The 11766-nt window shown below is 42.6% G+C and carries 13 protein-coding genes and 3 pseudogenes; 4 read left to right on the top strand and 12 right to left on the bottom strand.

Features of this window, described 5'->3' with window-relative positions; translation table 11 throughout:
* Positions 1-103: 103 nt before the first annotated feature.
* Complete coding sequence (locus tag AC2VE5_RS21330; protein ID WP_486889691.1) at positions 104-646, bottom strand: alpha/beta hydrolase; 543 nt, start codon at positions 644-646, stop codon at positions 104-106.
* Positions 647-905: 259 nt separating this feature from the next.
* Between AC2VE5_RS21330 and AC2VE5_RS21325 the strand changes: the two are divergent.
* Positions 906-1832, top strand: a pseudogene (locus tag AC2VE5_RS21325) (bacteriorhodopsin).
* 210 nt (positions 1833-2042) lie between these two features.
* Entirely contained in the window at positions 2043-2849 is an 807-nt protein-coding gene (locus tag AC2VE5_RS21320) for an ion transporter (protein ID WP_486889690.1), read from the top strand.
* A 172-nt stretch (positions 2850-3021) separates the two neighbouring features.
* On the opposite strand, the pseudogene AC2VE5_RS21315 reads toward AC2VE5_RS21320, so the two are convergent.
* The 7 genes and pseudogenes from AC2VE5_RS21315 to AC2VE5_RS21285 all read right to left on the bottom strand — a co-directional run.
* Positions 3022-3795: pseudogene (locus AC2VE5_RS21315) on the bottom strand (extracellular solute-binding protein); the annotation flags it as partial.
* Positions 3796-4262: 467 nt separating this feature from the next.
* Positions 4263-4391, bottom strand: coding sequence for a hypothetical protein (locus AC2VE5_RS21310; RefSeq protein WP_486889689.1), 129 nt, complete (start codon positions 4389-4391; stop codon positions 4263-4265).
* Between the two features lie 280 nt (positions 4392-4671).
* Positions 4672-5259: an SH3 domain-containing protein gene (locus AC2VE5_RS21305; RefSeq protein ID WP_486889688.1), complete on the bottom strand. Its 588-nt coding sequence runs from the start codon at positions 5257-5259 to the stop codon at positions 4672-4674.
* 762 nt (positions 5260-6021) lie between these two features.
* A complete protein-coding gene (locus tag AC2VE5_RS21300; RefSeq protein ID WP_486889687.1) occupies positions 6022-6321 on the bottom strand; it encodes a hypothetical protein in 300 nt (99 codons plus the stop codon).
* Between the two features lie 123 nt (positions 6322-6444).
* Positions 6445-6832 (bottom strand): annotated as a pseudogene (locus tag AC2VE5_RS21295) (type II toxin-antitoxin system VapC family toxin).
* The gene (locus tag AC2VE5_RS21290) at positions 6829-7068 is read right to left on the bottom strand and encodes a hypothetical protein (protein ID WP_486889686.1); all 240 of its coding nucleotides are present in this window, start codon (positions 7066-7068) and stop codon (positions 6829-6831) included. Before AC2VE5_RS21290 ends, AC2VE5_RS21295 begins: the two are co-directional and overlap by 4 nt.
* A gap of 40 nt (positions 7069-7108) precedes the next feature.
* Complete coding sequence (locus AC2VE5_RS21285) at positions 7109-7477, bottom strand: hypothetical protein (RefSeq protein WP_486889685.1); 369 nt, start codon at positions 7475-7477, stop codon at positions 7109-7111.
* Between the two features lie 347 nt (positions 7478-7824).
* Here AC2VE5_RS21285 and AC2VE5_RS21280 point away from each other — a divergent pair, with 347 nt between their 5' ends.
* On the top strand, positions 7825-8511 hold the full coding sequence (locus AC2VE5_RS21280) for an HAD family hydrolase (RefSeq protein WP_486889684.1): 687 nt from the start codon (positions 7825-7827) through the stop codon (positions 8509-8511).
* Between the two features lie 346 nt (positions 8512-8857).
* Complete coding sequence (locus AC2VE5_RS21275) at positions 8858-9313, top strand: hypothetical protein (protein ID WP_486889682.1); 456 nt, start codon at positions 8858-8860, stop codon at positions 9311-9313.
* 199 nt (positions 9314-9512) lie between these two features.
* Here AC2VE5_RS21275 and AC2VE5_RS21270 read toward each other — a convergent pair whose 3' ends face one another.
* From AC2VE5_RS21270 to AC2VE5_RS21255, 4 genes are all read right to left on the bottom strand, one after another.
* Positions 9513-9758, bottom strand: a complete 246-nt coding sequence (locus AC2VE5_RS21270) for a hypothetical protein (RefSeq protein WP_486889681.1) — start codon at positions 9756-9758, stop codon at positions 9513-9515.
* A 172-nt stretch (positions 9759-9930) separates the two neighbouring features.
* Complete coding sequence (locus AC2VE5_RS21265; protein WP_486889680.1) at positions 9931-10107, bottom strand: hypothetical protein; 177 nt, start codon at positions 10105-10107, stop codon at positions 9931-9933.
* A gap of 257 nt (positions 10108-10364) precedes the next feature.
* The gene (locus tag AC2VE5_RS21260; protein WP_486889679.1) at positions 10365-10634 is read right to left on the bottom strand and encodes a hypothetical protein; all 270 of its coding nucleotides are present in this window, start codon (positions 10632-10634) and stop codon (positions 10365-10367) included.
* An 89-nt stretch (positions 10635-10723) separates the two neighbouring features.
* The gene (locus AC2VE5_RS21255; protein WP_486889678.1) at positions 10724-11284 is read right to left on the bottom strand and encodes an exonuclease; all 561 of its coding nucleotides are present in this window, start codon (positions 11282-11284) and stop codon (positions 10724-10726) included.
* Between the last annotated feature and the right edge of the window lie 482 nt (positions 11285-11766).

Below are 11766 nucleotides of genomic sequence, written 5' to 3'. Positions count from 1 at the left end.
ATCCCTTGAACAGGTAGAAGATGTACTTTGCCAAGGCTTACTTGAACTTTCTTCTAATAGTGAGCGCCTGCGTTCAATGACTTTCTTCCCTCATCTTCAAATACTACCTCTGACCGCAACTTAGTATGACACCATTAGTAGGGAATTTACGCAATACATTTAGCAACGTCAAACCTTGAGGATCTGCGGCTGCCAAAATTAATGCTGCACGTAGGGCATAAAACCCAGGTTGACCAGTTTCAGTCTGAATTACTGTTCCTAATCTTTGTAGTAAAGTTTCTCCAATCGGCGTGTAAAGAAACTGCGACACCTCTACGGAACCTAAATTAATCGGCGTTAATAGCACGCGGCGTAGTTGCGCTAGCTGTTGGGAATTGAGATACCGCACATAAGCGGCTAATTCATCCTCAACTTTGCCTTCCTTAGCATAGGTTTCTAAAGCGTCAACAGAAATTGAGCGCTGTAAAGCTGAGTAATTAATATAAATTTGTTTAGCGGCTAGAGCAGGGCTTAAAAGCCCTACGGTGGGAAGTAACGTTGAAAGTGCTATACCTAAGTGTTTTAGTAGTTGTTTAGTGAAGTAACCTTCCCAGTGCTGCCAAGAAAGACGGGAAAAGTATAGCTGAAAAATTGCCGGAATTGACATGAGTAGCCTTTATATTTTAGAGCAGGTAGCCTGTCTTGATGACAATGAGATTGGCTGCTCATTAATTAGAAATCTATGTACTCCTTCCTTTTAAATCATCTTTCAACGGTAGTAGATAATTTTTAAGTAGTATTGTTAAAAATGGTTTTGAGTATTCACGAGTTTTCCACTTTTTGTTTTTAAGATGCGTTTATTGTCTTGTCTACCGTAAGTCTTACTCGAACTTAATTAACCTCAAATCATTAGTAGGAGCTCGAGAATGCCCTTAATCAAAAAGCTAATTTCCCTGGCAGTGGTGTCTGCGGTGTTAATTGCTATAGCAGTGCCAATCTTAGCTCAAGCTCAAAGTCCCCTGCCGCCGGATGCCATTAGAGTATCTCCAGGCATCAATTTTGAGAACTTATTGAACTACACGCCATTCCAGCATGGCATTGTCGGGCACGTTTTAACACTAGGATATGCAGCACAGGCTGCCGGACTTGTTTACTTTCTCGCCACCCTCAACAACATTGCTCCCCGTTATCGTCTATCCTCCGTATTGTCCGCGGTCGTCATGGTATCGGCTTTTCTCGAACTGTTGCAGCTATCGCTAGATTGGCGGTCTGCATTTGTTTATAGCGATGGTCTGTGGCGACCCACCACCGATGCTTTCTCCAATGGCTTTCGCTACATGAATTGGTCAATTGACGTACCAATGCTATTAATTCAGTTGACGGTGGTACTTGGTTTGACACGGAAGCAGGCTTTTTCCTAGGGTACTCAGTTTGTCATTGGGGGGCTGTTGATGATTTACACAGGATACATCGGACAGTTCTATGAGGTGACAAATCCTACTCCGTTTTGGATCTGGGGTGCAATCAGTACAGTGTTTTACATCTATGTCTTAGCTGTAGTTTGGCGGATGCTGGGCAAGGAGTCTCGCAATATGCCCAAAGACCCAGACAATCTAGAAGCATCAATGAAGAATCTCCGTTGGTATATCTTGATTACTTGGTCGCTTTACCCCATTGCCTACTTAATGCCAGTCCTTTGGTTTTCGGGTTGGGGTGTAGTGGGGCGACAAATTATCTACACCGTTGCAGATATTACCAGTAAGGTTATTTACGGAGTTATTTTAAGCTACATTGCCCAGAAGCGCAGTGAGTCGCTGGAATACGAACCTGCGATCACCTCTTCTCAACGATAAAATCCCACAAGTTCGATTTTTAATCGTAGCGCAATGAACTTGTTTAAAGAAATGGTATTGCTGTTGTTGTCCTTCCTACATGGGCAAAATACTTCCCACTCTTACCAGCAAGGGAGTTTTTTCTAATTCGATTGTAAAAACTCCCTTGCTCATGGATTTAAAATGACAAAGAGAAGCTATGATTGCTAAAAGAAAAACAAGCATCGCTAGATGAAAGCCGCAGAGAAGCAGGTACTTAATCGAGAACGAGAAGAAATTTTACAACAGTTGGAAGATTGGCTAGAAACACCAATGCTCCTGCTTGGGTTCGTCTGGTTGGCGCTGTTTGTCGTCGAGTTAATCTGGGGCTTAACTCCCTTACTCCAAGCAATTGGTACGGTTATTTGGATAATTTTTATTCTTGACTTTATCCTTGAATTTACCTTAGCTCCACAGAAGCTTGCCTATCTCCAACGCAACTGGCTAACAGTTATTTCCCTCCCACTACCAGCACTGCGCCTATTTAGGTTTGCGCGCGTTTTACGGGTGCTAAATACTGCACGGGCTGCTCGTGGCATCAGGTTACTAAGAGTAATTACACGCACGAATCGGGGGATGCGGGCGATTAGTGCTAGTTTAGGTCGTCGCGGCTTCGGTTACGTTGTAACCACAACACTGGTGATTACCTTAGTTGGAGCCGCCGGGATGTATACGTTTGAAAGCAATATGCCTGATGGACGCGGTCTAAATGACTACGGCGCGGCACTTTGGTGGACGGCGATGCTGATGACAACTATGGGTTCGGAATACTGGCCCCAGACGGCTGAAGGGCGAGTGCTTTGCTTTTTTTTGTCGCTGTATGCTTTCGCCGTATTTGGTTACTTGACAGCAGCGATCGCCACATTTTTTATCGGTCGCGATGCGGAGGACGAGGAGGCAGAAATAGTGGGGGCTAAATCTATAGAATTACTACATACTGAAATTACAGCTTTGCGTTATGAGATTCGGGAGTTATCTCGTAAGAATTTAGAACTCTAAGTATTTTGAATTTTGTTCAATTGCGAGAGTAAGAGCCAGCGAGGCAAAAAAATTACATCCTTAAGAATAATTCGACTTAAGAAGACGCAACTATTTCTAGTCGGCGGCGGCAAACTTCACTTATTTAGTTACTGGAGTTAATCAGCAATCTTTTCAGCAGCAGCTTGTACTTTATTGGGTAAGACTGTTCGCCTATAGGATCGGTAATAAAAGCAATCAAGTTAGCGGGCAATTCTACTGCTTCTAATGTTCTAGCGGCGGATTCTAGTGTCGGGACAATAAAATTGCCTGATTGATTTTCTAAAGCTGCTACAGGTAAATTGTTTTGGGTAGCATAACCATACTCTACATAGCCAATACTGCCTTGAGTTTGGTTAATTAAAGCAGTAATACCTTCGTTACCCTTACCACCAATGCCTGTTACCCAATCCACAGTTTTGTCAGAGCCGATTTTGCTTTTCCACTCAGAACTAATAGCACTCAAATGTTGGGTAAAGACTGCCGTAGTACCGCTACCATCAGCGCGGTAAACAACTCTGATTGGTAAATTGGGCAAGTTTAAGTTTACGTTGGGATTGGCTTTAGCAATTCTGGGGTCATTCCAGTTAGTAATTTTGCCTAAATCGCACCCCGGTTCTACTTGGGCGGCTTCTTTGGGAGTAATTGCGACATCACTAACGGCAAAATCTACTGTCCCTTTAGTAAACCGTTATACTCCTGCACCACTACCAACAGACTGATAGCTAAGTCGGACATTAGGAGTTTTTTGGCTGTAAACTGATGTCTAACGCTGGTATAAAGGAGCGGAAAAGCTTGCTCCAGCACCAACTAGAGAGACATTCTCACTATTGTTGTTACTACTGCCAGTACAAGAGGCAATACTAAGGGAAGCAGCAATTAAGGGGAGAAGAAAAGTCTGTTGTCCAGAGAAAAATCGCATAGTCATAAGTTAATTTGGATTAGTTTTTAGCAGCGATCGCCCTAATAAGAAACTGCCCTTGAATACAGCAAACATTGTTTTACTCCCCCAATTCGCATAGAAAAACAAACTCTTCAACAATCTAAAAATTTGTTTATGAAGTGAAGTTAAAAGGCAAGTTTAACCTTTTAACTTCAATCTCAATGTGCTAATTGGTGATATTTTGAAATTAAACTTAAATAGTGGAAATTTCGGGGAGACTTTCTGTTAGTTCGCTTAGATTTAACTAAAAATCTTGCTATAACGTTTGCTACAACTGCACTAGAAGCCGCCAATGCATTAGTTCTTGTGTAGCACAATCAAAATTTTATGGAGCAAGAGCGAACAGCAAGCTAAGAAAATTGCGTCTTTAAATGCAACTAAACTTAAGCGATCTCATTTATTGTCTTAGTTGCGCGATCGCCAGTAATACTTCATTCCTGTTCGGGTTTGTCCTAAAATGAAGATGGCGATCGTGGCTGGTTATTATCTTTAACTTCGCTTGCTTGTCGCTCCGGGGCAACATCTGCATTAATCTTTAATTCAACGGCTCCCATAATTTTGACGCTAACTTCCAGCAACACATTTTCGGTGGGTATTTGCCGTTCTCTAACTTCTTGACTAGCAATTTGAATTACACTAATTGCCCGATCTACAGCAGCGATAATTGCTTCGGTAGTAATTTCTGAAGCTGCCCCCTGAGCATTAGAGGCTACTTGCTCAATTAGTTGTCCCCTTGCTTGAAAAATTTGCTTTGCTCAATCGAGCAACTGCTTACTCTTCTGCTGTAGTTGCTCCCCAATTGTTTGCGACGTAACATTATTTGCCTTTAATCTATCAGTGATTCCCTTAACTACCAGCAAGCTAGCCAGGAAAATTCCGACAGTAAACCAGTTGATCTGATGGTACATATCCCTGAAAAGGAATTGAAATTGGTACCCAACCATTCGTTCCTTGACCTGTTATTATGACTCTGCGACCGCTAGAAATGTAACCAAGTACCTTACTATCACTAGCAGGTTCTTGCCGAGCAGCAATTCCTTTTTCTGCCACAACTCGACGGCAATTGCTAGGTGGTGGAGATGCTGCTTGACAGTTACCAATCCACTCTGCATAAACATATCCCTTCAAAGGAGCAGAAATAGGCAGCCAGTTATTCGTAACCGTGCCTGTAACTTCTACATTCCGCCTATAGGCAATGATACCAACCGCATTACTGTAAACTGTGGGTTTTTCTCGGACATACAAGCCTCTTTTAGCGATGACTTGCTGGCAGTTATCCGAGTTTTGTGCTATTTCGGCAGCCAAGGCACTTTTTGAGCGATAAAATGCCCGATTTTGAAGTTCGCTTGCATTCATCATGGGTACAGTAGGCGTAACAAAAGCTAAGGTTGCTAATAAAAAAGGTGTTATTGGTACTAAATATTTTTCCCAGCTACTTGTTTGTTTCATAGTAACGCTTCTACAACTTGATAATTCAATCTTCGTTGGCTGCAAAATGCACGAGCTACAACTTTATGCAGAGGTTTAACCTCTTTCTATTGCATCCAGGTATATTGTGATGAGAAAAAGTGCAGATTTCGTGAAACAGATAAATACTTTGCCTTCAATTGACCCCTTGTTGGTCGAAGGTTAGGCAGTTTTTACGCTCTCATACTGCCCGTACCTGTCAAGCACTGGAGCGAACGATAACTCACAGCATTACAGTATTAATGATGTCACTAAAAAAGATACTTTTGGCTGTTTTGCTCGTTGTGGTGCATTTATATGATAAATGCTGTGAAATCCTCACTCTCTCTTTTGCTTTTCCTGCGGCACTTCATTGCCTAATTCGGAAAATAACGAATCTGGCACAATAATTTGTTCTGCTGTTTCTAAAGCTGTAATTGCTTAGTTGTACTGACCTTCTACCCTTAATAGCGCGTAGGCAAATACCATCGTATCAATCACCATTAGGGTCGCCCTTGCTCTTTCCAATCTCACAGTTGACTGGCAGCTTGAAGTGGCAAAGTTGTAGAGCGCTGGCGAATACGTTCAATCGCTGCGCTACTTTGCACATAACGGCTCTGTAGCAAATCGCGGACTTCCTGTGCCATTGAAATTCCTTTTTAGGGTAAGAATCACAAAGGTAAATGAATCCATAGCTACAGCCGAAAACTTTGGCGCTGTCTATCAAAAACACTCGACTGCCACAAAAGGGACACAACTGAGGCTTCATCTGCCTACCCCCTGCAACTGCTCTAGTACCGCTAGTTCCTCCGTTATGGCTCTAGCAACGGCTAGGAGTCCTGAGTGGGATAGGTCTTGGAGTAAGGCAATTGATTTGTTGAATTTGGGGCAAACGTCGCAAACGTAATCGACGAAGCATACTGTTTCTGGTTCTGTTGCTTCGTAAAGGGCAGCAATCGCTAATGAAGCTTTTTTGTCTTGGCTTAGGTTCCGCAGATGGATCTCTAGTTGCTGCAAAGTTGGCACATCTTTTGGATTGAGCGAGTGGCTGGTTAAATTAAGCATTTTGTGTCCTAGCATGGGTAAAACAAAACCCGCCAGTGGTGACTAGCGGGTGTGGATGTTAGGATTTGGGCTACTTAGAAAAAGATTAACGAGTATATGCGGTAAATATAATCAGTTAACGCCTTAGCTGATGGTTAGTAACCAGGCAGCATTGGTCAGCCGGGTATCAACAGTAGCTAGTTGCAGTTGATAGTGAACGGCTGTAGCAGCAATGAATCTATCAGCAGGGTCTTGGTGAGGTAGGTCAATTTGGCGACTCAAGAGTGCGATCTGGTGATTAAGAGGCGCTTCGCAAATTGCTAAGGATTTTAGAGATTGGTCAATCCAAGTAGCGGTATCCAATTGTAGTGAGATACGCCCCTTTTCCGCCAACAGAAGAACCTCCCAGATACTAATTGGACTGAGCCAAAGTTCTGTAGCGTCTTGCGATAGTTGATTGAAGGTTATTTGAAAGTTGAGGAGCGCCAAGAGCGTACCAGAGCCAAATGTGAGTGTCAAGCAGGAGTTTTATTGCAAAACCTCCCATGTATTTTCAGGCAGAATGGGTGTGACTACATCACCTAAAATTTTACCTGTGCCTTTCATAAATCCAAAAGCAGGACGTTGTCGGTGATTTGTAGTGAATGGTTGAGGAGAATCGTTTTGATTAATGTCATTTTTTAACGATCCCAAAATTGCCTCAATGACACTAATCCGGTCTTCGATTGAAAAGCTTTGCAGTTTTTCTAGTATTTCTGAGTCAATCATTTTTCTCTCCTCAGCAGAACTATAGTCTTATTTATCAATTTTAAGCGGCTACTAGATTTGCCGTAACAGATTTACTGCTTTGCTGTGTTGGCAACTGCCACCGCACTGTAACAAAGCTACCGTCGGCTATTTGATAGGAAAGGAAATTAGGATGCGATCGCTTCCAGCCTTTGCCGCTAGAGTTGCGAGAATACGCTGATTCGTTGATATTCGGTTGGGGTTCACCTCGCTCCCAGTACAACCGACAGAGTGGACCTGAAATCACCCGATACCGAAAGCTGCCACCAGGGGAGACGATGACTTCGCCTAAATATTCAGCGCTTAGTTGTTGCAATTCAACCTCAGCAAATAGCCCGGATGGAGCGTAAAATCTCGTTGGGGCGGGTTCTAAAGCAGTGCCTTTACTCATTGCTAGGACTTCAGTAGTAACAAATTCTGCTCAACAGTTTCCAACTTTACCCGTACCTCACTTTTTTCCTGAGCGCTAATTTTAGCAGAGTTAATCGTGTTGAGGTAAAGTAGTCTTGCTTGCTCAAAATCTATCATTGCCGCCTCTGATTAGAATGGCACGCGCGTTAAGCCACGATGAATTCTCCGCTTACAATCTAGGCTCGTCCTACTTTCAAGTTATTTTTGGATACATTTTCCTTTGCCCTCCCTCACTACTCTACCTATCTTGCGGAAGAACATTTCTGCTGTTAATTCTGCTGCAATATACATTAACGTTTTATTCCTTGACATCAGGGCAAGCAATTTGTGATCGAAGCTGTAATTTTCGACATCGACGGAACACTGGTTGATACTGTTGACTTTCACGCGCAGTCATGGCAAAGAACCTTTACTCACTTTGGTCATCAGATTCCTTATGAGCAAATACGCCTCCAGATCGGTAAAGGGAGTGACAAGTTAATGCCAGTCTTTTTCTCCCTGGAAGAACTTCACCAATCAGAGGATGGTCAAAGTCCCAGTTTCGGTGAACGGATGCGAGATTACCGCAGGGAACTTTACAAGAACGAATATCATTCCCGGATCAAAGCTTTTCCTCAAGTGCGTGAGTTATTCATGGCAATCAAAGCAGACGGCAAACTCCTTGCTCTTGCTTCCTCGGCTACAAAAGACGATTTAGCAACCTACAAACAGATCCTGAATGTTGAAGATCTGATCGATGCTGCAACCACTACTACTGAGGTGAAATCGTCTAAGCCAGATCCGGATCTCTTCTTGGTTACGCTGGATAAGTTAGGTGGCATTGCTCCCAATAATGTCATTGTGGTAGGCGATACACCCTATGACGCAGAAGCAGCAGGTAAAGCAAATCTACGCACGATTGGTGTACTTTCTGGTGGTTTTTCCGCAGAAAACCTACGTCAGGCAGGTTGCATTGCCATCTACCAAGATATCGCTGACCTGCTGGCACACTACGACGAATCTCCGCTCAAGTAGTTTCTGGCGGATGCGTAGTTATAACGAGCGTTCAAGTGATTGCTTGAATCGTTTAGCCTAATGGGGCGTACCCCACTGGGGAAAGTAAGCAGCTTCACGCTTCAATTTACAGGGGCTTGGAGAAATACTTTCGCTTATCGAGCGTGCCATTCGAGCCAAAGTCTATTCCACCAGCCCTACTCCTTGCTAGTGCTAGGGGTGCAAGCTTCAGTAAGGGCAATAACAACGTTGCTGCAATGATTATTTTCATATGTATAAAGCTGATACAAGTGGTAATACATTTGAGAGCCAGGAAACATTACGAACTGTTAAGCGTCTGAAGTTTCATTTAGAGCTAAAGGAAAAAATGATGGGACGATTGTTACTCAAGGGGTTACTTATAAGCTTGGCACTCTGGACGCTGCCTGTTGAAGCACAGCAGGTAAGCAAGCCTCAAGTTGAAGCAATGGTTGATGCACTGCGCCAAGCCGCACCAAAAACAGGCGTTCAAGACGATGGACTATACAGCCAGTGGCAAATTACACCAGGGATTATCCCTAGCTGGTCTAAGCAATGCCTTGGCCGGGAAATTACACCAAAACAACTGGAAAGCAGCCCAGGAGTAGCAAGGAGTATCGTTAGCTGTATTGTGCGTCGAGAGCTACCAAAGCAGTATGCAGCTAGTAACAAGAATGAAACTACGGCAGTGCGTCGTACAGCTTGTTGGTGGATGACAGGTAATCCTACAAGCTGTACTAGCGGTCAAACTGCCAAATATGTTCAGAACGTTGAACGTTTTTATCAGCAAGCACGGAGCAAATAAGTAGCCATGCCAGCAGCGTCTAACCAGCGTTAAACTTTCCTGCTAGAACCTTGCTATATCTGCCTTAAACCATTATTTAAGGCAGATAGATTAAGACAATTGCTTTGTTTTAAATTGAGTCTCTAATCCAGTCTTACTAATAGGTCAGTCTGATGGGGAGCCAGAAAAAATTAAAGTACCTTGTAACCTTGTAACTGTTCTATTCATAGGTACTCTGCGAGGTGTCACCAGTCATTAGGGGGTCATATTTGGCATAATCGCTATCACCTACATGAACAAACCCATGTTCCAACAGCCATGCTTCTGCGGTTTTGAGATTAGTTTGATAATCCTCAGAATCAATAAATTCTTTTAGCACTTGTCCACTGCTTGTATTAATTTGAGAACCAGTTTGATTTGAATGAATAACAAGACTTACTATTGATTCCGTCTTTTGGGTAGCCATAGAATACTCTCTGCCTCAAAGTAAAGTAGTTTAACGTTAATTCGTTGATGTTTCTGGCGTAGATTTAAACAGCTATTCATCTCACTCAATACTCCCATATTTCATCGTGTCCTTCCTACTACCCCCTAGGCTTTTACTGCACTTGAGCTTCATAATTGATTGAAAACAAAATCTATCGATGCTTGGAGCAAAATTGCAGAGTTTGAATTTGATGGTTCAACTTCTTGAGGTAATATCGCAAGACTATCTGTCCTTGTTGTTTTGCTTGCGGATACACCTGCCCGTAGTGCTTGAAAAGATGCTGCAATTCCTCTAGGCTTTTTTGTTTGGTAAACATTTTTTCTAGCATGGTTAGTTCTCTCTTTTTATGACAAAGTAGGAGCTAGATAACTGGTTCTAGTTTCTTGGCTACTGCAATTTCTGTAGAATGCTTTACGCGGTTTTTTGCTGTGACTCTTGCTGTACTCGCCCATCAACAGGAACTTCTTTTTTGCCCAAATTATTAGTTGATTGCTTAGAACCCAAAGTTTTCAACTTCCCGTTTCTCTGTGGCTAAAGATGCTTCTACCAAGTTCGTAGCCATGACTTGAATATGGTATTCGTACATTATCTTCTGCTGCCTATAACTTTTACTCTCATCTCTAGCGGCGGCAATTGCACCTGGTTATAAGTCCTCTGCGGCAATGATTGTACCGAAGTTTTGCTATAGGTGACTCCAACGCACTGGTTGGCTAACAAATGAGCGGGAATTAAAGCCGTTAGATTGTCCGTTATCTGCTGGCATTTAACCAGATCAACATCATCGCCAATTACATCGATTTCCAAAATGATTCTCTGAGAGTGTAGCTTTTTGACCTTTCTGCGTTCAAAATCCATAACTTATCCTATTTTTCAGCGATGCCGACGGCTGTTTACTTTTGAGTCAAGCTGACGGCAATCTAATACTTTCTTTACTGTTTTTGTAATTACGGTTCTTTGTGTAACTCTTGCCACATATTGCAATTGAACAAGGAGCCTTGTTCAATTGCATCATCCAACGCTAAATGTGTATGAGGCAAATCATCAAACCAGTGACGCGGCATTCGGCGCTTGGTTGCGTCTCGATAACCAATTTTTAGCAATGGCATTGCTAAGGTTTTGATGTCCAATGCAGAATGGGAGAAAGGACTTTTACTTGTGAATCGGATTAAATACCAGTAAATAAACATAAAGTCAAAGGTGGCTGGGTAAGCAACAAAAACGGGTGCGCCGGGGATAGATTCAACCCATTGCAAGTATTTGGGCATAGCTATTTCACGGGACTGGAGATTTTTTCTACACGCTATCCACGCTTGGGGCTGCGTTTTCCACCAGTCCATTGTTTTCGGGTCGCTCTTAGCTTCAGGCAATGTTTCCAAATTTACGGAAAATGTACTGACCAGCGTTTTGTCAGGTAAATAAGCAGCAGAACCAAAACTGAGCATCGAATTAATGCCAGAAATTGACCCATCGGTTTCAACATCGGTACTGATATAAATTTCTTTCATACATATGCTCATTGAAAGGTGGAATAAGCCTCTTGCATGAATCCATTTTTAGTAGGAATTTCTGATGGCTTTACCTATTTAGCTTGCTATTTACGCAGGAGATTTAATGTACTTTGTGAACCTGTAAATGGATTTTGCTTGTACCATAAGCGGTTAGCAGTATATTGCTCAGTTGTGGTGTAAATTGAGGTATTGACATCAAAAATGTTGTTGCTGCTTTGCTCCCAAATGCTAAAGGAACGTACACTAGGTTTATGTAAATTTCGGATGACTTGATAACCCTGTACTTCTTAAGTTCGTATTCATACACTGTCCAGCTTATGTTTCGCAGATACTTCCTTACTTATGGTGTTTACCCCAGGGATAATTCATTCTAGAAGTAAAAATAGCTTGCCGATGTCATGGGCAAGAAATCGTTCTGCCTTGGTCAGAGAATCATAGCCACTGAAACGAGCAAGATTGATGGCGATATTGCGGATAAT

This window comes from Aliterella sp. E5.1 (assembly GCF_057473825.1).
The sequence above is the reverse complement of the archived record's forward strand: the minus strand, read 5'-3'. Positions and strand labels throughout refer to the sequence as shown.